Source organism: Pseudomonas sp. BIGb0176 (assembly GCF_024810175.1).
Classification (GTDB): domain Bacteria; phylum Pseudomonadota; class Gammaproteobacteria; order Pseudomonadales; family Pseudomonadaceae; genus Aquipseudomonas; species Aquipseudomonas protegens.
The window spans coordinates 1,467,516-1,487,189 of record NZ_JANUEC010000002.1 but is presented as its reverse complement, the minus strand read 5'-3'; the positions used below and the strand labels follow the sequence as shown (position 1 = coordinate 1,487,189).

19 protein-coding genes are annotated in these 19,674 nt (G+C 64.5%); 12 read left to right on the top strand and 7 right to left on the bottom strand.

The features are described from left to right. Positions 1 to 11: 11 nt before the first annotated feature. Positions 12 to 503, bottom strand: coding sequence for an anthranilate 1,2-dioxygenase small subunit (antB, locus tag M2395_RS17875; protein WP_053156267.1), 492 nt, complete (start codon positions 501 to 503; stop codon positions 12 to 14). Positions 504 to 505: 2 nt separating this feature from the next. Beyond that, positions 506 to 1,894 carry an anthranilate 1,2-dioxygenase large subunit gene (gene antA / locus M2395_RS17870; RefSeq protein ID WP_123430037.1) on the bottom strand — a complete coding sequence of 463 codons (1,389 nt, stop codon included), beginning with the start codon at positions 1,892 to 1,894 and terminating at the stop codon, positions 506 to 508. A 369-nt stretch (positions 1,895 to 2,263) separates the two neighbouring features. Here antA and M2395_RS17865 point away from each other — a divergent pair, with 369 nt between their 5' ends. Beyond that, on the top strand, positions 2,264 to 3,277 hold the full coding sequence (locus M2395_RS17865) for a helix-turn-helix domain-containing protein (protein WP_123430038.1): 1,014 nt from the start codon (positions 2,264 to 2,266) through the stop codon (positions 3,275 to 3,277). A gap of 6 nt (positions 3,278 to 3,283) precedes the next feature. Here the strand turns inward: M2395_RS17865 and M2395_RS17860 are convergent, their stop codons facing one another. Beyond that, entirely contained in the window at positions 3,284 to 3,757 is a 474-nt protein-coding gene (locus M2395_RS17860) for an Lrp/AsnC family transcriptional regulator (protein WP_011059125.1), read from the bottom strand. Between the two features lie 187 nt (positions 3,758 to 3,944). Here M2395_RS17860 and kynU point away from each other — a divergent pair, with 187 nt between their 5' ends. Both kynU and M2395_RS17850 read left to right on the top strand, forming a co-directional pair. Then, positions 3,945 to 5,195: a kynureninase gene (kynU, locus tag M2395_RS17855; protein WP_123430039.1), complete on the top strand. Its 1,251-nt coding sequence runs from the start codon at positions 3,945 to 3,947 to the stop codon at positions 5,193 to 5,195. Between the two features lie 110 nt (positions 5,196 to 5,305). Continuing rightward, positions 5,306 to 6,709 (top strand): amino acid permease, encoded by a 1,404-nt coding sequence (locus M2395_RS17850; protein WP_011059127.1) that lies wholly within the window; start codon positions 5,306 to 5,308, stop codon positions 6,707 to 6,709. A gap of 21 nt (positions 6,710 to 6,730) precedes the next feature. On the opposite strand, the gene M2395_RS17845 is transcribed toward M2395_RS17850, so the two are convergent. The 3 genes from M2395_RS17845 to M2395_RS17835 all read right to left on the bottom strand — a co-directional run bounded on the left by M2395_RS17845 (position 6,731) and on the right by M2395_RS17835 (position 8,680). Continuing rightward, positions 6,731 to 7,102, bottom strand: coding sequence for a MerR family transcriptional regulator (locus tag M2395_RS17845; protein WP_053148950.1), 372 nt, complete (start codon positions 7,100 to 7,102; stop codon positions 6,731 to 6,733). Between the two features lie 64 nt (positions 7,103 to 7,166). Continuing rightward, the gene (locus M2395_RS17840) at positions 7,167 to 7,742 is read right to left on the bottom strand and encodes an NAD(P)H-dependent oxidoreductase (protein WP_123430040.1); all 576 of its coding nucleotides are present in this window, start codon (positions 7,740 to 7,742) and stop codon (positions 7,167 to 7,169) included. Positions 7,743 to 7,798: 56 nt separating this feature from the next. Beyond that, entirely contained in the window at positions 7,799 to 8,680 is an 882-nt protein-coding gene (locus tag M2395_RS17835) for a LysR substrate-binding domain-containing protein (protein WP_123430041.1), read from the bottom strand. Between the two features lie 215 nt (positions 8,681 to 8,895). Here M2395_RS17835 and M2395_RS17830 point away from each other — a divergent pair, with 215 nt between their 5' ends. Beyond that, positions 8,896 to 9,660: a sulfite exporter TauE/SafE family protein gene (locus M2395_RS17830; protein ID WP_123430042.1), complete on the top strand. Its 765-nt coding sequence runs from the start codon at positions 8,896 to 8,898 to the stop codon at positions 9,658 to 9,660. 9 nt (positions 9,661 to 9,669) lie between these two features. Here M2395_RS17830 and M2395_RS17825 read toward each other — a convergent pair whose 3' ends face one another. After that, positions 9,670 to 9,984 (bottom strand): putative quinol monooxygenase, encoded by a 315-nt coding sequence (locus M2395_RS17825; RefSeq protein ID WP_123430043.1) that lies wholly within the window; start codon positions 9,982 to 9,984, stop codon positions 9,670 to 9,672. A gap of 203 nt (positions 9,985 to 10,187) precedes the next feature. Here M2395_RS17825 and M2395_RS17820 point away from each other — a divergent pair, with 203 nt between their 5' ends. The 8 genes from M2395_RS17820 (at position 10,188) to M2395_RS17785 (ending at position 19,674) form a co-directional block, all read left to right on the top strand. Beyond that, positions 10,188 to 10,778, top strand: a complete 591-nt coding sequence (locus tag M2395_RS17820) for an NAD(P)H-dependent oxidoreductase (RefSeq protein WP_015634065.1) — start codon at positions 10,188 to 10,190, stop codon at positions 10,776 to 10,778. A gap of 67 nt (positions 10,779 to 10,845) precedes the next feature. Further along, the gene (locus tag M2395_RS17815) at positions 10,846 to 11,757 is read left to right on the top strand and encodes a LysR family transcriptional regulator (protein WP_011059134.1); all 912 of its coding nucleotides are present in this window, start codon (positions 10,846 to 10,848) and stop codon (positions 11,755 to 11,757) included. Positions 11,758 to 11,978: 221 nt separating this feature from the next. Next, positions 11,979 to 13,646, top strand: a complete 1,668-nt coding sequence (ggt, locus tag M2395_RS17810) for a gamma-glutamyltransferase (protein ID WP_019095172.1) — start codon at positions 11,979 to 11,981, stop codon at positions 13,644 to 13,646. A gap of 228 nt (positions 13,647 to 13,874) precedes the next feature. Beyond that, entirely contained in the window at positions 13,875 to 15,320 is a 1,446-nt protein-coding gene (locus M2395_RS17805) for a SulP family inorganic anion transporter (RefSeq protein ID WP_053156275.1), read from the top strand. 190 nt (positions 15,321 to 15,510) lie between these two features. Beyond that, on the top strand, positions 15,511 to 16,860 hold the full coding sequence (locus M2395_RS17800; RefSeq protein WP_011059137.1) for a gluconate:H+ symporter: 1,350 nt from the start codon (positions 15,511 to 15,513) through the stop codon (positions 16,858 to 16,860). Then, positions 16,861 to 17,721: a MurR/RpiR family transcriptional regulator gene (locus tag M2395_RS17795; RefSeq protein ID WP_123430044.1), complete on the top strand. Its 861-nt coding sequence runs from the start codon at positions 16,861 to 16,863 to the stop codon at positions 17,719 to 17,721. Between the two features lies 1 nt (position 17,722). Beyond that, complete coding sequence (locus tag M2395_RS17790) at positions 17,723 to 19,189, top strand: amidohydrolase family protein (RefSeq protein ID WP_065364662.1); 1,467 nt, start codon at positions 17,723 to 17,725, stop codon at positions 19,187 to 19,189. 116 nt (positions 19,190 to 19,305) lie between these two features. After that, on the top strand, positions 19,306 to 19,674 hold the full coding sequence (locus M2395_RS17785) for a glyoxalase superfamily protein (protein WP_011059140.1): 369 nt from the start codon (positions 19,306 to 19,308) through the stop codon (positions 19,672 to 19,674).

The following is a 19,674-nucleotide window of genomic DNA, read 5'->3' as shown; positions in this document are numbered from 1 at the left end:
ACTTCCGTGGGTCAGAGGTGATAGAAATCGAGCACCGAGTTGATCGTGTCGTTGAGCAGCAGCACGTGCTTGCGCTGGATCAGCCAACTGTCGCCCTGGGGCTTGAGGTCGTAGGTGGCATGGCCGTAGAACTCCTCGGCGGTGGCCAGGCGATAGAACAGCGTGTGCCAGTTCAGGCGTACCCGCAGCAGGCCGTTGTCGCCCTCGGCAATGCGCAGGTTGCTGACCATGTGCAGGGTGCGCGGCATGGGAATGGTCGAGGCCGCCTTGCCGGTGCGCAGGCGGAATACCCGGTCCTCCAGCCCCGAACGGTTGGCGTAGTAGATCAGCGACATCTCGCGTTTCGGGTCCCGGGTGTAGACGTGTTCCGAGTCCCACTGGGGCAGGTGGAACTCGCTGTCCACGGCAAACAGTTGCAGGTAGGCGTCCCAGTCCTGGGCATCGCAAAGCTCGGACTTGCGATAGAAGAATTGCTCGATCTGGTACTGCAATTGCGCATTCATGCTTACACCTCACGCAGTTTCAGGGGCCGGCGCTGCAGGCCGTCCAGGAGGAACTTCTGCCAGTTCTGGTGCTGGTTGACGTACAGCCCCTCATGGGTGATCTCGGTGCCGGTCATGGCCGGCTGGATGCCCAGGTTCTCGCTGTTGGCGGTGGGCCCGCTGACCCAGTGCTGGCGCCCGCGGGAGATGTCGCTCCAGCGCTCCAGGCGCCCCTGGAAGCCGCGCTGGGCCTCGCGGAACTCCACCAGGTCGTCCGGCGTGCCCATGCCCGAGACGTTGAAGAAATCCTCGAACTGGCGGATGCGGTTTTCCCGGTCGGCGTCGCTCTCGCCCTTGACCCCGATGCACTGGCTGATGATCTCGGTCTTGTTCCAGGCGATGGGGCGGATGATCCGCAACTGGGAACTGATCTGGTCGAGGAAGAACAGGCTGGGGTAGATGTTCAGGTTGCGCAGGCGGTGCATCATCCACTCGGCCTTGGCCTGGCCGTGCTCGGCCACCAGGCGTGGCATGATGCTGGCGTAGCCGGAGCGCACCGCCGGGTTGGGCATTTCGCTGAACAGCACGCTGTGGCCGTTCTCGAAGGCGAACCAGCCATCGTCGGTGCTGGCGTCGCCGGCGCCGAGCTTGCTGTAGTCCAGGGTGGCGCTGCTGCCGGCGCCGTTGTCGGCGTTGACCTGCTGGCGGTGCTGCACCGTGGCCACGTAGTTGTAGTGCACGGTGCTGACGTGATAACCGTCCAGGCCGTTCTCGTTCTGCAGCTTCCAGTTGCCGTCGTAGGTGTAGGCGGACTTGCCCGGCAGCACCTCCAGCTCACCATCGGGGGACTGGGCGACCATCATGTCGAAGAAGATCCTGGCGTCGCCGAGGAAGTCTTCCAGGGAATTGTCGGCGGCCACGTCCAGGCTGATGAAGACGAAGCCCTTGTAGCTCTCGATGCGGGCCTTCTTCAGGCCGCGGGTGGCCTTGTCGAAGCCCTCGTCGTATTCCCCTGGCGCCTTGACCTTCACCAGGCGCCCGTCGCTCTTGTAGCACCAGGCATGGAAGGGGCAGGTGAAGGTGGACTGGTTGCCCTTGCCAACCCGGGTCAGGGTGGTGCCGCGGTGCTGGCAGGCGTTGACCAGGGCATTGAGTCTGCCCTCGCCGTCGCGGGTGATGATCATCGGCTGGCGCCCGGCGCGCATCGTGATGAAGTCGTGGTTGTTGGGCAGCTCGCTTTCGTGACAGGCGTAGATCCAGTTCTTCTCGAAGATCAGCTCCATCTCCAGGTCGAACAGCTCGGGTTCGGTGAACATGTCCCGGGCGATACGGAACACCCCGTCCGCGGGACGAAAATCCAGGCAGCTGTGGATGAAGTCTTGCCACTGCTCGACGTTTCTTGCACCACTCATGAGTCGGTACCTTTTTTATTCAGACCAATCGGGTGCCGTCATTAGAGAGAGGGGAGGGGGCCTGCGGCTATCCGCTTAGTCGGCCAAGGTCATCCACAAAATTGCCCGTTCCCGGCAAGGCATGGAGCAGCAGGCCCCTGGGTAGCATCTACCCAGCATCGTGCAGGCAAGCGATGGATGGCTGCCTGTTGGTGCGCTGATCGGCTACTGTGAGCGCAGCCAATGAGAGTGATGGGGCCCGGTTATCCACTTAGTCGACGATTGCTATCCACTGGGTTGGCAGCGCCGTCGGCTGGCGCAAAACTTGCCCTGTCATACAAGACGCGCCGTCAGAGCGCGCTGAATAAAAATTGCCGTGGGTGCGCCGTGATGAATAGCAAGGCTGATGGGCAGTTTCGCGAGATTCGTATCGATCGCTTTGACCTTGAAGGGGCCAGGAACTGGATGGCGGGAATCTGTGGGCCTCACCGCCTGGAAACCGCCAACCCCGAACGCATTCGTTTCCACCACAATGCCAACGTGCTCAGGTCCCGTTCCACGACCCTGGGCATCATCGAATACGGCACCGATGTGGTGGTGGATATCCAGGACACCGAGCGCTTCAGCAGCTACAGCCTGAGCCTGCCGTTGTGCGGCGAGCAGGAACTGAGCAAGGACGGGCGCCTCTTGCGCTCGGACCGCGGCCAGGGGGTGATCATCGCCCCCAACGAAAGCCAGGTGCTGGCCATCTCCGGAGACTGTCGCAAGCTGCAGGTGGTGATTTCCCGGCCGGCCATGAGCGAGGCCCTGGAGGGCCTGTTGCAGCGCCCGGTGCTGGAGCCGCTGCGTTTCGAGCCCGGCATGGATGCGCTGCACGGTGCCGCCGCGGCCTGGTGGCGCATGGCGCAGCATTTCATCGGCGAACTGGCCCAGGGCAACGAGCTCTATGAACAGCTGGCCTTCACCCGGGAAATCGAAAGCTCATTGATCAAGGGCCTGATCCTGGCCCAGCCCAACAACTACTCCAGCGAGTTGCGGGCGATGCTCGGGGTCAAGCTGCCCCACTATCTGGTACGGGCCCGCCAGCACTTGCATGAACATGCCCGCGAGACCGTGCACCTGGAAGACCTGGAGGCCGCCGCCGGCGTCTCGCGCTTCAAGCTGTTCGAGGCCTTTCGCAAGTACTTCGCCCTGTCGCCCATGGCCTACCTCAAGCGCCACCGGCTCAATGGCGTGCGCCAGGAAATTCTCGAGCACGGCTCGGCGCGCAACATCTCGGAGATTGCCCTGGGCTGGGGCTTCACCCACCTGGGGCGGTTCTCCGCCGAGTACCGCAAGCTGTTCGACGAAACCCCGAGCGTCACTGCCCAGCGTCACCCCGCGCGGCGCCCGGCCGGGTTCTAGGACGCCTTACTTGCGCTGCACCAGGTCCAGCAGGCTGTTCTGTTCCTTGATCTTCTGCAGGACGATTTCCGAGCGGATGTCGGTCACGCCCGAGGCGCGGTTCAGATGGTTGACGATGAAATCCGAGAAGTGCTTGAGGTTGCGCGCCTGGATGCGCAGCACGTAGTTGCTGGCGCCGGTGATCACGTAGGCGGCCACCACTTCCGGCCACTGCTGGACCTTGCCGATAAAGGTCTCGTGCCAGCCTTCCACGTCCTGGCGCAGGGATACGTGGACGATCGCCTCCAGCTCGATGCCCAGGCGCTCGGCATTGAGCTGGGCGCGATAGCCGCTGATGATCCCCTCCGTTTCCAGCAGGCGCAGGCGGCGCAGGCAGGCCGAGGGCGAGAGGGCGACTTTCTCCGCCAGTTCCTGATTGCTGATACGCCCGTCCTGTTGCAGGAAGTAGAGGATGCGCAGGTCCGTGGAGTCGAGGGTCATGGTTGGCATAAATCCGCGTTTTTTATTGGAGGATTAGAATTTTATTCGAGATTAGTACGACAGCGCGCTGCACTTTGCACGAAAATTCTCCGGGCCTTCGTCCATTATTTCTCAAGTTTTCGGGTTTCCAGGACCCCGTGCCCGGCCCCTTCCGGTGGGCATGACATTGACCAAGACAGGACTGCCAATGATCGATAAAAACCACTGCCTGCGTCTCGATGAACAGGACCCCCTGGCGCCGCTGCGCCAACAGTTCAGCCTGCCCGAAGGGGTGATCTACCTCGATGGCAACTCGCTTGGTGCCCGCCCCGTGGCGGCTGCCGAGCGGGCCCGGCAGGTGATCGAGCAAGAGTGGGGCGAGGGCCTGATCCGCAGCTGGAACACGGCCGGCTGGCGTGACCTGTCCCAGCGCCTGGGGGATCGGCTGGCGCCGCTGATCGGTGCGGGTGCTGGTGAGGTGGTCATCACCGATACCACTTCCATCAACCTGTTCAAGGTCCTCAGCGCTGCCCTGCAGGTCCAGGCCGGACGTGCGCCCCAGCGGCGGGTGATCGTCTCCGAAAGCAGCAACTTTCCTACCGACCTGTACATAGTCGAAGGCCTGACGCAGCTGCTGCAGCAGGGGTACTCCCTGCGCCTGGTGGACAGCCCGGAACAACTGCCGGCGGCCATCGGCCAGGACACCGCGGTGGTGCTGCTGACCCACGTCAACTACAAGACCGGCTACATGCACGACATGCAGGCGACCACCGGGTTGATCCACGAGGCGGGCGCCCTGAGCATCTGGGACCTGGCCCACTCGGCCGGCGCCGTGCCGGTGGACCTGGGCCGCAGCGGCGCCGACTACGCCATCGGCTGCACCTACAAGTACCTCAATGGCGGCCCCGGCTCCCAGGCCTTCGCCTGGGTCGCTCCGGCGCTCTGCGACCTGGTTACCCAGCCGCTGTCCGGCTGGTTCGGCCATGCCCGGCAGTTCGACATGGCTACCCGCTACGAGCCTTCCAGCGGCATTGCCCGCTACCTGTGCGGCACCCAGCCGATTACCTCTCTGGCCATGGTCGAATGCGGCCTGGAAGTCTTCGAACGGACCGACATGCAGAGCCTGCGGCGCAAGTCCCTGGCGCTGACCGACCTGTTCATCGAACTGGTGGAGCAGCGCTGCGTCGGTCACGAGCTGAAGCTGGTGACCCCGCGTGAGCATGCCAAGCGTGGCAGCCACGTGAGCTTCGAGCACCCCGAAGGCTACGCGGTGATCCAGGCCCTGATCGCCCGGGGCGTGATCGGCGATTACCGCGAGCCGCGGATCATGCGTTTCGGCTTCACTCCGCTGTACACCCGCTTCAGCGAGGTATGGGACGCGGTGCAGATCCTCGGTGAAATCCTCGACCAGAAAACCTGGGCCCAGGCGCAATTCCAGGTACGCCACAGCGTGACCTGAGACGTGTTTCACCCCCTGGTTGCCGCCCTGTGCGGCGACCAGGCCAGCGGCACAAGGACGGGCCGTCACAACGATTTATATGTGCACACAACAATAAAGAGGCACTCAAAGTGACCACCTCCAACAAGGGTTTCGAAGCGATATCCAATCGCGAGCACGGCCTCAGGCGGCAGTTGACCGCCGGCCAGATGAGCATGATCGCCATCGGCGGGGCCATTGGCACCGGGCTCTTCATGGGCAGCGCCTACGCCATCGGTTATGCCGGCCCCAGCGTGCTGCTGAGCTACGCCATCGGCGCGTTGATCACCCTGATCCTGATGGGCTGCCTGGCGGAAATGACCGTGGCCCATTCCACCTCCGGCTCCTTCGGTGCCTACGCCGAGTTCTACGTCAGCCCGCTGGCCGGCTTCCTGGTGCGCTATGCCTACTGGGCGGCCATCGTGCTGGCGGTGGGGGCCGAAGTCACGGCCATCGCCATGTACATGAAGTACTGGTTCGCCAACGTTCCGGAGTGGGTGTGGATCATCTCCTTCTCCAGCGTGCTGATCGTGCTCAACGGCATCAGCGTGAAGACCTTCGGCAACTTCGAATACTGGTTTTCCACCATCAAGATCGCCGCCATCGTCGGCTTCATCATCCTGGCGGTGTACGTGGTGTTCGGCTCTGGCAACCCCGACTACGGGCTGCACAACTACAGCGCTCACGGCGGCTTCTTTCCCAACGGTTTCGAAGGCATGTGGATTGCCGTGATCGTGTCGATCTTCAGCTACCTGAGCGTGGAGATGATCGCGGTGGCGGCGGGCGAGGCCAAGGACCCGCAACGCGCGGTGAAACAGGCCTTTCGCGCCACTATCGTGCGCCTGGTGGTGTTCTATCTGTTGACCCTGGCGCTGATGCTGGCCATCGTGCCCTGGGCCCAGGCCGGCAAGGCCCAGAGCCCGTTCGTCACGGTGATGCAGACCATCGGTATTCCCGGGGCCACCGGGGTGATGAATTTCGTGATCCTGATCGCCGCGCTATCGGCGATGAACAGCCAGCTCTACATCACCACGCGGATGATGTTCAGCCTGTCCCGCGCCGGCTATGCGCCCAAGTCCATGGGGGCCCTGAGCAAGAACGGGATTCCGCTCAATGCCCTGCTGCTGTCCAGCTCCGGCATCGCCCTGGCGACCCTGGTCAACGTGTTGTACCCCGAGAGTTCGTTCACCCTGATGATGGCGATCTCGATGTTCGGCGCGATCTTCACCTGGTTCATGATCTTCCTCACCCATTACTGCTTCCGCCGCTATCACCAGCGCCACGGCGAGCAGCAGTTGTCGTTCCGCATGCGCCTGTTTCCCTACAGCACCCTGCTGGGGCTGGTGCTGATGGGGGCGGTGATGATCACCACCTTCTTCACCGAGGCGTTCAAGATGACCCTGGTGTTCGGGGTGCCGTTCCTGCTGTTGCTGACCCTGGTCTATTACCTGTGCTTTCGTAAGCCGCGGGTGGTCGCCGGCTTGTCGGAGGTCTGAAGCAAGGCCGCCCGGGCGGTCCTAGCGGCTGCCCAGGGGGCATTCCTCTCGCGCCTGTTGCAGGCTGGTCTCGAACAGCTCGAGCCGGCCCTGCAACTGCTGCAAATCCTCGATCTGCTGTTGCAGCTCGCGCTTTTTCTGCGCCAGGGCCGCCTGGGCCCGGTCCCAGGGGAAGGCCTGCCCCTGGTGGGTGGCGAATACCTGCTGCAGTTCCTTGAGCTTGAAGCCCAACTGCTGGGCGCACTTGATGAATATCAGTTGCTCGACGCTCTGCGCGTCATACAGGCGGTAGCGGCCCTGGCGCGCCGGCTCGGGCAAGAGGCCGATGGCTTCGTAATGACGGATGCTCTTGACCGTGGTTCCGGACAGTTGCGCGGCTTGGCCGATGTACATGAAGGCTCCTTTTCCAGTACCGGGTCGTCGGGCGGTGGACGGCGTTGCGCATTATCCGGCGCTTTCACTGCCTGGCAAGGTGCTCCACTTGCAGCAGCCAGTCGGCCCGGCGTTCCTGGCTGGCGTCCAGCACCGGGCCGAAGGTCAGGGTGCGCAAGGGCTTGATGCCGCAGAAGGCCAGGGTGGTGCGGTGCATCTGCTGCAAGCCGGGCATGCGGTAGAACCAGCGGAAGTACCAGGGCGGTGTATCCATGGTCACCAGCAGGTGGGCGCTGCGGCCCTTTAGCAGCTGCTCCGGAAAGGCTTTGCCGGGGCGGTACTTGAAGGCGAAGCCCGGCAGCAGCACGCGATCGAGAAAGCCCTTCATCAGCGCCGGAATGCCGCCCCACCAGATGGGGAAGACCCAGGTCAGGTGCTCGGCCCAGAGGATGTCGGCCTGGGCCTGCTGCAGGTCTTCTTCCAAGGGCTGGATCTGGCGATAACCTTCGCGCAGCACGGGGTCGAAATGCAGGTCGCCGAGCCTGAGCTGGCGCACTTCATGGCCGGCTTCCTGCGCCGCTTTCACGTAGCGCTCGCTCAATGCCGCGCACAGGCTGTGGCGCGAAGGGTGGCCGAGAATCACCAGGATGCGTTTGCTCATTGCCGTGGTCCTTGAGGAATAAACCCCAAGGCTAAAGTCTGCCCCTAAGGGGAGAGTCAAGGCTCTAGCAGCGCACGGCACAAGCCCTGGGCATACAGGGGCAGGGCGTCGAAGTCGCGGGCGCACAGCAGCAAGCGGCGGCGTGCCCAGGCCTCGTTCAAGGGGCGGCTTTGCAGAGCCAGGTGCAGGTTGCGTTGCAGGGCCGCCAGGGGCACCAGGGCCAGTCCGGCGCCGCGGGCCACCATGCGCAGCACGGCGTCGAAGCCTTCGGCGCGGATGCGCAACTGCATGCGCCGGCCCAGGTGCAGGGCCTGTTCCTCCAGGTACACCGCCAGGGCGCTGTGGCTGGCCAGGCCGACATAGTCGTGGGCCAGGCTGTCGCTGAAGCTGGGGGCCGCCAGGGCACCCAAGGGGTGGTGCGGGGGCATCACCAGCACCAGTGGGTCGTCGCGAAAGGCCCGGGTCATCAGGCCCTGAGTGTCCACCGCATCGGAGACGATCCCCAGGTCCGCCGCGCCCTGGCGCAGGGCGTGGGTGATGCGCTGGCTGGGCAGCTCCTGCAGCTCGATATCGACATGGGGCTGGCTGTGCAGGAAGTCTGCCAGCAGCTCTGGCAGGTACTCGCTGAGTGCGGTGGTGTTGCACAACAGGCGCACCTGGCCCTTGACCCCCCTGGCGTATTCGCCAAGGTCCTGTTGCAGGTGCTCGGCGTACAGCAGCAGCGTTCGCGCATGCTGGGCCAGGGCCTTGCCGGCGGCTGTCGGGCGGATGCCACGACGCCCGCGTTCGAGAAACTCGATGCCCAGCGAGGCCTCCATGGCGCGGATTCGAGCGCTGGCGGCGGCCAGCGACAAGTGGCTGCGAGCGGCACCGGCGGTGATGTTGCCAGCCTCCAGAATGTTCAGGTACAGGCGCAGGTCGATCAGGTCGAAGTGCATGAATGATTCCCCAACCAGCAATTTCTTATGTAGGAGCCGGCTTGCCGGCGAAGAGGCCTTCGGATTTTGCATCGGGCTTGAGTGCGCCTTCGCTGGCAAGCCAGCTCCTACGGAGGTACGGGCCATAGGTTTTTGTATGTGCCTATTGCCGGGCAAGAGGCTGGCTCAGTATATGGCAGATTTTCAGCAGGGCGAGCAGGGCGCAGGATAGGCCCATGAACAGCTCGCTCGCGTTTTATCAGAATCTCGGAGTGGCCCTTTCCCTGTTGGTGATCGGCACTTTTGTGCTGGCCGGCATGGTCAAGGGGGTGATCGGTCTTGGCCTGCCCACCGTGGCCATGGGCCTCTTGGGGTTGGCTATGGCGCCGGCGCAGGCTGCGGCCCTGCTGATCATTCCGGCGACCCTGACCAATCTCTGGCAACTGGCCTTTGGCGGGCATCTTCCGGCCTTGCTCAAGCGCCTGTGGCCGATGCTGCTGGCGATCTTTGCCGGCACCGCCGCCGGCTCCCTGTGGCTGGGAATCGACGCCGGGCATTGGGTGGTGCGGGGCTTGGGGGCGGCGCTACTGCTATATGCCCTGAGCGGCTTGCTGTTGCCGACCCTGCGAGTGTCGGCGGCCCAGGAACGCTGGCTGGGGCCGCTGTGCGGGCTGGTCACCGGGGTCATCACCTCGGCCACCGGGGTGTTCGTGATTCCGGCGGTGCCCTACCTGCAAGCCCTGGGGCTGAACAAGGATCAGCTGGTGCAGGCCCTGGGCCTGTCGTTCACCGTCTCGACCCTGGCCCTGGCCGGCGGCCTGCTGTGGCGCGGCGCCCTGGGCGGCGCCGAGCTGGGGGCCTCGCTGCTGACCCTGGCCCCGGCGCTGCTGGGCATGTGGCTGGGGCAGTGGTTGCGCCAGCGCATCAGCGCCCAGTTGTTCAAGCGGGTGTTCTTTGTCGGCATGGGCCTCTTGGGCGGGCACTTGCTGATCAGCGGCTAGACCTTTTGCTCAGCGGCCAGCCGCGGCCGGGCTGAGCATGTCGATGGCGCGGATCTCGAAGTCCTGCTCCAGGTAGTCCATGCGCGCGTCGAGGAACTGCTGCATGTGCGGCAGGCTGGAGTGGCTATCCAGCGCCTCCTGGGAAGCCCAGACCTCGTAGAAAATGAACAGGCTCGGGTCCTGTCGGTCCCGCAGCATGTGGTATTCGATGCAGCCGGCTTCAGCGCGGCTGGCGGCTACATGGCCGAGAAAGAACGCCTCGAAGGCATCAGCCCGTTCCGGGCGGGTCTTGGCGTGAAGGATGAAGGCCTGGGGTGTGGGCATAAGGAGCACTCTTGCTGATGGGGAGGTCGGCAAAAATTCTAAGGCAACAATCCACCGCTGATTCGTGCGTTTGAGTCAAATGTATTTTGAACAACCCGGGCTTATTCTCCGGCCCTGGCCTGATTAACCTGCCGCCATCGTTTTCAATCTTTACAGCCCGCCGCCATCGATGCGCAACGGGTTGTTCCCGATGAGGCTGGATCATGAAAAAAGTACTGCTGCTCAATGGCGCCAAGCAATTCGCCCACTCCGATGGCCGCTACAACGCCACCCTGCACGACACCGCCCTGGCGGTACTGGATCGTGGCGGCCTGGAGGTCAAGGTCACCCATATCGACGAGGGTTATGACATCCAGGAAGAAGTGGCGAAGTTTCTCTGGGCCGACGTGATCGTCTACCAGATGCCCGGCTGGTGGATGGGCGCGCCGTGGATCGTCAAGAAATACATCGACGAAGTCTTCACCGAAGGCCACGGCAGCCTCTACGCCAGCGACGGCCGGACCCGCTCCGATGCTTCGCAGAAGTACGGTAGCGGCGGCCTGATCCAGGGCAAGCAGTACATGCTTTCGCTGACCTGGAACGCCCCGCAGCAAGCCTTCGACGATCCCACCGACTTCTTCGAGGCCAAGGGCGTGGACGCGGTCTACTTCCCGTTCCACAAGGCCAACCAGTTCCTGGGCATGAGCGCCCTGCCAACCTTTCTCTGTGTGGACGTGATGAAACGCCCGAACATCGAAGGCGATGTGCAGCGTTACGAGGAACACCTCAAGGCAGTGTTCAATCTGCCGGGCTGAATCCGGCTACTATTGAGTGCCTTGAAATTCAGGGGCGTTGTCGCCCCGCTGCCGCCAGAGGACTCATGTGAAAGCCCGATCCGACGAGTTGCAAGTCTTCGTCTGTGTCATCGAGTGCGGCTCGATTTCCGCCGCCGCCGAGCAGTTGGCCCAGACCCCTTCGGCGGTCAGCCGCAGCTTGTCGCGGCTGGAGGCCAAGCTCGACACCACGCTGATCAACCGCACCACGCGACGCATGGACCTGACCGAGGAAGGGCGCTACTTCTTCGAACAGGCCAAGCTGATCCTCGATCAGATGGACGAGCTCGAAGAGCGCCTGTCCTCGCGCCAGCGCAACCCGTCCGGGCGCCTGCGGATCAACGCCGCATCGCCCTTCATGCTGCATGCCATCGTTCCCTACGTGGCTGAGTTCCGCAGCCTGTACCCGGATATCCAGCTGGAGCTCAACAGCAACGACCTGATCATCGACCTGCTGGAGCAGAGCACCGACATCGCCATCCGCATCGGCGTGCTGGCGGATTCCACCCTGCATGCCCGCTCCCTGGGCTGCAGCCCGCTGCACATCCTCGCCAGCCCTGACTACCTGGCCCGCCACGGTACGCCGCAGAGCGTGGCCGAACTGGCCGGGCACACCCTGCTGGGCTTCACCCAGACCGAGACCCTCAACCACTGGCCGCTGCGCCATGTGCATGGCGACCGCTGGCAGATCCAGCCGGGCATCAGCGCCTCCAGTGGCGAGACCCTGCGCCACCTGGCGCTGGAAGGGCAGGGCATTGCCTGCCTGTCGCACTTCATGACCATCGACGACATCCGCGCCGGGCGCCTGCAACCGGTGCTGGCCTCGTTCAACAGCGGCTATCGCCAGCCGATCAACGCCGTGTACTACCGCAACTCGCAACTGGCCCTGCGCATCCAGTGCTTCCTGGATTTCATCCAGGGCAAGCTGGCCGATTACGCCAACCCCGAGTTCCAGGGCTGAAGGCTCCCCCCATTCCCCGCCTATCCCCCGTAGGAGCCGGCTTGCCGGCGAAGGGGCCCCCGGGTTTTGCGCAACTCTTGAAGTTGCATTCGCTGGCAAGCCAGCTCCTACGGTTATCCATGGCTGAGGCTTGGGACGTTCGTGCCACGATTGGCGATTGCTCAACCCCCCGTCTCGGGCCTAAGGTTCTTGCCGTTCAATAACAAGAAAAGGAAGGACCTATGCGCATTCTGTTGTTCAAGACCCTGGCCCTGACGGCCGCCATCGCCGCCAGCAGCTCGGCCTTCGCCGTGACCCTGGAAGGCGGCGCGGTGGCCGCGCCCAACCAGTACGGCGCCGATGTCGCGGCGCAGATCCTCAAGAAGGGCGGCAACGCGGTGGATGCCGCGGTGGCCACGGCCTTCGCCCTGGCCGTGACCTACCCCGAGGCCGGCAACATCGGGGGCGGCGGGTTCATGACGATGTACATCGACGGCAAGCCGTACTTCCTCGACTACCGGGAAACCGCGCCCAAGGCCGCGACCCGGAACATGTACCTGAATGAAAAGGGCGAGGTGATCGAGAACCTGAGCCTGGTGGGCGCCCGCGCCGCCGGGGTGCCGGGTACGGTGATGGGCCTGTGGGAGGCTCACCAGAAGTTCGGCAAGTTGCCGTGGAGCGAGCTGATCACCCCGGCCGTGGGTTATGCGAAGAACGGCTTCAAGGTGGCCGACAAGCAGTACCAGTACCGCGAGGATGCGTTGAAGCTGTTCAACGGCACCACCAACTTCGGCGACTACTTCGGCAGCATGAAACCGGGCGAGACCTTCCGCCAGCCGGAGCTGGCCGCGACCCTGGAGCGCATCGCCGACCAGGGCGCCAAGGAGTTCTACAGCGGCAAGACCGCCGACTTGCTGGTGGCGCAGATGCAGGCCGACAAGGGCCTGATCACCAAGCAGGACCTGCAGGACTACAAGGTCCAGTGGCGCCAGCCGCTGCAGGTGACCTTCCGTGGCAACACCCTGTACACCGCGCCGCCGCCCAGCTCTGGCGGGGTGGCCCTGGCGCAGCTGATCAGCATCAAGGAAGAGCGCGCGGCGGACTTCAAGGGTGTGGAGCTCAATTCGGCCAAATACATTCACCTGCTGGCGGAAATCGAAAAGCGGGTGTTCGCCGACCGCGCCGACTACCTGGGCGACCCGGCGTTTTCCGATGTTCCGGTCAAGCAACTGACCGACCCGGCGTATCTGAAAAAACGCGCCGCCGAGGTCAACCCCAACGCCATCTCGGCTACCGAGAAAGTGCGCCCCGGGCTTGAGCCGCACCAGACCACCCACTTCTCCATCGTCGATGCCCAGGGCAACGCGGTGAGCAACACCTACACCCTGAACTGGGACTATGGCAGCGGCGTGGTGGTCAAGGGCGCGGGCTTTTTGCTCAACGACGAAATGGACGACTTCAGCGCCAAGCCGGGCGTGGCCAACGCCTTCGGTGTAGTGGGCGGCGACGCCAACGCCATCGCCCCGGGCAAGCGCATGCTGTCCTCCATGAGCCCGAGCCTGGTGACCCGCGATGGCAAGGTCACCCTGGTGCTGGGCACCCCCGGTGGTTCGCGGATCTTCACCTCGATCTTCCAGGTGCTGAACAACCTCTACGACTACCACCTGCCCCTGGAAAAGGCCGTGGCCGCGCAGCGCGTGCATCACCAGTTGCTGCCCAAGGACACCATCTACTACGACGCCTATGCGCCGCTCACCGGCAAGGTGGCCGATGAGCTCAAGGCCATGGGCTACACCCTGGAAGATCAGGGCTGGGAGATGGGCGATATTCAGGCCATCCGGGTCAATGGCAACGCGCTTGAAACCGCTTCCGACCCACGTGGCCGCGGTGTCGGCAAGGTCGTCAAATAACCGCTGAACCCCTGTAGGAGCTGGCCGGGCGGCGTTCCGCTTGCCGGCGAAAGGGCCCGCAAGCCTGGCGCCAGGTCGAGCGGCCTCTTCGCTGGCAAGCCAGCTCCTACCTTCGTTGTGCAGGCGCCGACGGCCGGCTGGTCGGAGGCGGCTCAATTCCGTAACATTCCCCGCCTTCTTTCCGCACTTCCCAGGGCCGCGCCTGCCGGTCCGTCTATCAGGTCAATCATGAAAGCAAAACGTCTGCGTGCCGATGTCCTGGCCGGACTCACCACCTCCTTTGCCTTGCTGCCCGAATGCATCGCCTTCGCCCTGGTGGCCCACCTCAACCCGTTGATGGGTCTGTATGGCGCCTTCTTCATCTGCACCCTGACGGCGCTGTTCGGCGGGCGGCCGGGCATGGTCTCCGGCGCGGCCGGCTCCATGGCGGTGGTGATCGTCGCCCTGGTAGTGCAGCACGGTGTGCAGTACCTGTTGGCCACGGTGCTGCTGGGCGGGCTGGTGATGGTCGCCTTCGGCCTGCTGCGCCTGGGCAAGCTGGTGCGCATGGTGCCGCACCCGGTGATGCTGGGCTTCGTCAACGGCTTGGCGATCGTCATCGCCCTGGCCCAGCTGGAACATTTCAAGAGCGGCGAACACTGGCTCAGCGGCCAGCCGCTGTACCTGATGGCCGGGCTGGTGGCATTGACCATGGCCATCGTCTATCTGCTGCCGCGCCTGACCCGGGCGGTGCCACCGGCCCTGGTGGCGATCCTCGGGGTCGGCGCGTTGGTGTACCTGATGGGCCTGCCGACCCGCACCCTGGGGGACATGGCCCACATCGCCGGCGGCCTGCCGAGCCTGGCGCTGCCCCAGGTGCCGTGGAACCTTGAAACCCTGGGCATCATCGCACCCTATGCGTTCCTGATGGCCATGGTCGGCCTGCTGGAAACCCTGCTGACCCTCAACCTAACCGACGAAATCACCGAAAGCCGCGGCTACCCGGACCGTGAATGCGTGGCCCTGGGCGCGGCCAATGTGGTCTCGGGAATGTTCGGCGGCATGGGTGGCTGCGCGATGATCGGCCAGACCGTGATCAACCTCAGTTCCGGTGGCCGCGGGCGTTTGTCGGGCGTGGTGGCGGGCGCTCTGATCCTGCTGTTCGTGCTGTTTCTCTCACCGCTGATCGAGCGCATCCCCCTGGCGGCGCTGGTGGGGGTGATGTTCGTGGTGTCGCAGCAGACCTTCGCCTGGGCGTCCCTGCGGGTGATCAACAAGGTGCCGCTCAACGATGTGCTGGTGATCCTCGCGGTGACCGTGATCACCGTGTTCACCGACCTGGCCATGGCGGTGTTCTGCGGCATCGTCATTGCCGCCCTCAACTTCGCCTGGCAGCAGGCCCGCGAGCTGTACGCCGACAGCCACCTGGAAGCCGACGGCAGCAAGCACTACCAACTGCATGGCACCCTGTTCTTCGCCTCCACCACGCCGTTTCTCAACCAGTTCGATCCGGCGGGCGATCCTCGGCACGTGACTGTCGACTGTCGCCACCTGAGTTTTGTCGACTACTCGGCCATCGCCGCGCTGAAAACCCTGCGCGAGCGTTATGCCAAGGCCGGCAAGCAGTTGCGGGTGCTGCACCTGTCCGAGCGCTGCAAGAAGCTGCTCAAGCGTGCCCGAGAGCATCACGACTGAGATCGGCCACCGCGGCAGTGGATGAAAATACCCACTGCCGATTTTCATAAGCCGGCCTTTCACTTAGCTGTTCGCGACAAAGCCTGCCTCTTTACGAAAATAAGTTTCACTCGGTTTGAAGTTCACCTTTCTAAGTGATTAATGAATTTCACAACCATTCGAAAGTGACGCTGTTTTCAAGGAGGACGCCATGGCTCCCGCTACGGGTTCTTGGCTGCTGGGCTACGCCGCAGTCGCCATCATTGCGCTGATCGTGTTGATCGCCCGCTACCGACTCAACCCCTTTATCGTCATCACCCTGGTGTCGGTGGGCCTGGCGCTGATGGCCGGCATGCCGCCTTCCGGAGTGGTGAGCGCCTACGAGGCCGGGGTTGGCAAGACCCTGGGGCATATCGCCCTGGTGGTGGCACTGGGCACCATGCTCGGCAAGCTGATGGCCGAATCCGGTGGTGCCGAGCAGGTGGCGCGCACCCTGATCGACCGCTTTGGCGAACGCAACGCCCACTGGGCCATGGTCTGCATCGCCTTCCTGGTGGGGCTGCCGCTGTTCTTCGAAGTGGGTTTCGTACTGCTGGTGCCAATTGCCTTCACCGTGGCGCGGCGGGTCGGGGTGTCGCTGCTGATGGTGGGCTTGCCCATGGTCGCCGGGCTCTCGGTGGTGCACGCCCTGGTGCCGCCGCACCCGGGAGCGATGCTGGCGGTGCAGGCCTATCAGGCGTCGGTGGGGCAGACCCTGGTGTATGCGCTGCTGATCGGTGTGCCCACGGCGATCATCGCGGGGCCGCTGTACGCGCGGTTCATCGTGCCGCACATCCACCTGCCGGCGCAGAACCCCCTGGAGCGCCAGTTCATCGCCCGCGAGCCGCGCCTGCGCCTGCCGAGTTTCCGCCTGACCTTGGCCACCATCCTGCTGCCGGTGGTGCTGATGCTTCTCGGCGGCTGGGCCAACCTGCTGGCCGAGCCCGGCACCGGCCTCAACCAGTTCCTGCTGTTTATCGGCAACTCGGTGATCGCCCTGCTGGTGGCCACCCTGGTGAGTTTCTGGACCCTGGGGCTGGCCCAGGGCATGAACCGCGAATCGATCCTCAAGTTCACCAACGAATGCCTGGCGCCCACCGCCAGCATCACCCTGTTGGTGGGGGCCGGCGGCGGCCTCAACCGCATTCTCATCGACTCCGGGGTGACCGAGCAGATCGTCGGCCTGGCCCATGAGTTCCAGCTCTCGCCGCTGTGGATGGGCTGGCTGTTCGCTGTGCTGATGCGGGTCGCCACCGGTTCGGCCACCGTGGCCCTGACCACCGCTTCCGGGGTGGTGGCGCCGGTGGCTGTCGGCCTGGGCTACCCGCACCCGGAGCTGCTGGTGATCGCCACCGGCGCCGGCTCGGTGATTCTTTCCCACGTCAACGACGGCGGCTTCTGGCTGGTGAAGGAATACTTCAATATGACCGTCATCCAGACCTTCAAGACCTGGACCGTGCTGGAGACCCTGATCTCGGTGATCGCCTTCGGCCTGACCCTGGTCCTCGCGGAGTTTTTGTAGATGGACATCCTTTACCAGATCCGCTCGCGCCTGGATTTTCTCAGCGCCGGGGAAGGGCGGATCGCCCGGCTGATGCTCGACGATGTGGGCTTTGCCGCCTCTGCCAGCCTCGACGAACTGGCCCGCCGCGCTGAAGTCAGCACCGCCACCCTGTCGCGCTTTGCCCGCAGCGTCGGCTGCCGCGACTTGCGCCAGTTGCGCCTGCAGCTGGCCCAGGCCAGTGGGGTGGGCAGCCGCTTCCTGGACCCTGCCGGCACCCCGGAACAGTCCGGGTTCTACCGGCAGATCGTTGGCGATATCGAAGCTGCGCTGCACCAGCATCTGGCCGGTTTCGAGGAGGCCCAATTCGCCGATGCGGTGCGCCTGCTGGGGCGCGCGCGGATGATCCACGCCTTCGGCATGGGCGGCTGCTCGACCCTGTGCAGCAGCGAGTTGCAAGTGCGCCTGGTACGCCTGGGCTACCCCATTGCCGCCTGCCACGACCCGGTGATGATGCGTGTCACCGCCGCCGCCCTGGGGCCGCAGCACGCGGTGATCGCCTGTTCGCTGACCGGTATCACCCCCGAGCTGCTGGAGGCGGTGGCCCTGGCCCGTACCTACGGCGCCGGGATCCTGGCCATTACCTTGCCCGACTCGCCCCTGGCGCAATTGGCGGATGTGCTGCTGCCGCTGCACAGCGCCGAGACCTCGCTCATCTACAAACCCACCGCGGCCCGCTACGGCATGCTGTTGGCCATTGATGTGCTGGCCACCGAGCTGGCCCTGGCCCTGCCCGATGACAACCAGGAACGCCTGCGACGGATCAAGCTGGCCCTGGACCATTACCGTGGCGGCGACGATTGCCTGCCCCTGGGAGACTGACATGCGCTACCACACGCTGATCCGCAACGCCCTGATCATCGACGGCAGCGACCGTCCCGGTTACCCCGCCGACCTGGCCATCCTCGACGGGCGCATCGCGCGCATCGGCGATCTGTCCGCGGCCAGCGCCGAGCAAGAGATCGACGCCGCCGGGCGGGTGCTGGCACCGGGTTTCATCGATGTGCATACCCATGACGACACGGTGGTGATTCGCCAGCCGCAGATGTTGCCCAAGCTCAGCCAGGGGGTGACCACGGTGATCGTCGGCAACTGCGGGATCAGCGCCGCGCCGGTGACCCTCAAGGGCGAGCCGCCGGACCCGATGAACCTGCTGGGCGAGCGCTCGATGTTCGTCTACCCGCGTTTTCGTGACTACCGCGCGGCGGTGGATGCCGCGCGCCCGGCGATCAACGTGGCGGCGCTGGTGGGGCACACCGCGCTGCGCAGCAACCATCTGCCGGACCTGTTTCGCACGGCCACGGCCGATGAAATCAGCGCCATGCGCGGGCAACTGCGCGAAAGCCTGGAGGACGGCGCCCTCGGCCTGTCCAGCGGGCTGGCCTACGCCAGCGCGTTTTGCGCCGAGACCGATGAAGTGCTGCAACTGGCCCAGGAATTGACGGCGTTCGGCGCGGTGTACACCACCCATTTGCGCAGCGAGTTCGAGCCGGTGCTGGAGGCCATGGCCGAAGCTTTTCTGATTGGTCGCGCGGCCCGGGCACCGGTGATCGTCTCGCACCTCAAGTGCGCCGGCGCCGGCAACTGGGGGCGCAGCCCGCAACTGCTGGCGGCCCTGGAAAACGCCGCCCGGGAACACCCGGTGGGCTGCGACTGCTATCCCTACGCCGCCAGTTCCTCGACCCTGGACCTCAAGCAGGTCACCGATGCCTACCGCATCACCATCACCTGGTCCACACCGCACCCCGAGCAGGGCGGTCGCGACTTGAGCGAGATCGCCGCCGACTGGGGCGTCAGCCTGCTGGCCGCCGCCGAGCGCCTGCAACCGGCGGGGGCGGTGTACTACGGCATGGATGAAAACGATGTGCGGCGCATCCTCGCCCATCCGCTGTCGATGATCGGCTCCGATGGCCTGCCGGAAGATCCTTTCCCCCATCCAAGGTTGTGGGGCGCCTTCCCCCGGGTACTGGGGCACTTCAGCCGCGACCTGGGCCTGTTCCCGCTGCACACTGCGGTGCACAAGATGACCGGGCTGTCCGCGGCGCGCTTCGGCCTGCACCAGCGTGGCGAGATCCGCGAAGGGCACTGGGCCGACCTGGTGCTGTTCGACCCGGCGCGGGTGCGCGACGTGGCGGATTTCAAGGAGCCGCAGCGCGCCGCGCAAGGCATCGATGGGGTCTGGGTCAATGGCGTGTGCAGTTTTGCCCAGGGCCGGGCCAACGGTGAACGCCAGGGGCGCTTCCTGCCCCGGGAAGGTGACCTGCGCCCGGGATTTGCATCCGCTGGCTGATTTGTTGACCTCCATCACAATGATGGCGCTGTGCTATTAAAGAATCCCCGAGCGGCGCCGAACTGCTGATAATCGCCGTCTGTATAGTCGGCTCATTTCAGTCAGGGAGTCGCGCAATGAGCTTTGGCAAAACCACCCCCATCCTGCGGATCTTCGATGAAGCCAAGGCCCGGGAGTTTTACCTCGATTTCCTGGGTTTCTCCCTGGATTGGGAACACCGCTTCGAAGCCGATTTTCCGCTGTACATGCAGGTCTCGCGGGGCGAGTGCGTGCTGCACCTTACCGAGCACCATGGCGACTGCTCGCCGGGTGCGGCCCTGCGGATCGAGACCGATGAACTGGAAACCTTCCAGCAGCAGTTGCTGGCCAAGCAGTACCGCTTCTCCCATCCGCAGATCCAGGCCATGCCCTGGGGCAGTCAGGACATGACCATCAGCGACCCGTTCGGCAATCGCCTGGTGTTCACCAACGCCATCAGCGTGTAA

Excerpts from the sequence above, each read along its gene's own strand:
- antB (WP_053156267.1), bottom strand. The coding sequence starts at position 503 with ATGAATGCGCAATTGCAGTACCAGATCGAGCAATTCTTCTATCGCAAG.
- antA (WP_123430037.1), bottom strand. The coding sequence starts at position 1,894 with ATGAGTGGTGCAAGAAACGTCGAGCAGTGGCAAGACTTCATCCACAGC.
- M2395_RS17865 (WP_123430038.1), top strand. The coding sequence starts at position 2,264 with ATGAATAGCAAGGCTGATGGGCAGTTTCGCGAGATTCGTATCGATCGC.
- M2395_RS17860 (WP_011059125.1), bottom strand. The coding sequence starts at position 3,757 with ATGACCCTCGACTCCACGGACCTGCGCATCCTCTACTTCCTGCAACAG.
- kynU (WP_123430039.1), top strand. The coding sequence starts at position 3,945 with ATGATCGATAAAAACCACTGCCTGCGTCTCGATGAACAGGACCCCCTG.
- M2395_RS17845 (WP_053148950.1), bottom strand. The coding sequence starts at position 7,102 with ATGTACATCGGCCAAGCCGCGCAACTGTCCGGAACCACGGTCAAGAGC.
- M2395_RS17840 (WP_123430040.1), bottom strand. The coding sequence starts at position 7,742 with ATGAGCAAACGCATCCTGGTGATTCTCGGCCACCCTTCGCGCCACAGC.
- M2395_RS17835 (WP_123430041.1), bottom strand. The coding sequence starts at position 8,680 with ATGCACTTCGACCTGATCGACCTGCGCCTGTACCTGAACATTCTGGAG.
- M2395_RS17830 (WP_123430042.1), top strand. The coding sequence starts at position 8,896 with ATGAACAGCTCGCTCGCGTTTTATCAGAATCTCGGAGTGGCCCTTTCC.
- M2395_RS17825 (WP_123430043.1), bottom strand. The coding sequence starts at position 9,984 with ATGCCCACACCCCAGGCCTTCATCCTTCACGCCAAGACCCGCCCGGAA.
- M2395_RS17820 (WP_015634065.1), top strand. The coding sequence starts at position 10,188 with ATGAAAAAAGTACTGCTGCTCAATGGCGCCAAGCAATTCGCCCACTCC.
- ggt (WP_019095172.1), top strand. The coding sequence starts at position 11,979 with ATGCGCATTCTGTTGTTCAAGACCCTGGCCCTGACGGCCGCCATCGCC.
- M2395_RS17805 (WP_053156275.1), top strand. The coding sequence starts at position 13,875 with ATGAAAGCAAAACGTCTGCGTGCCGATGTCCTGGCCGGACTCACCACC.
- M2395_RS17800 (WP_011059137.1), top strand. The coding sequence starts at position 15,511 with ATGGCTCCCGCTACGGGTTCTTGGCTGCTGGGCTACGCCGCAGTCGCC.
- M2395_RS17795 (WP_123430044.1), top strand. The coding sequence starts at position 16,861 with ATGGACATCCTTTACCAGATCCGCTCGCGCCTGGATTTTCTCAGCGCC.
- M2395_RS17790 (WP_065364662.1), top strand. The coding sequence starts at position 17,723 with ATGCGCTACCACACGCTGATCCGCAACGCCCTGATCATCGACGGCAGC.
- M2395_RS17785 (WP_011059140.1), top strand. The coding sequence starts at position 19,306 with ATGAGCTTTGGCAAAACCACCCCCATCCTGCGGATCTTCGATGAAGCC.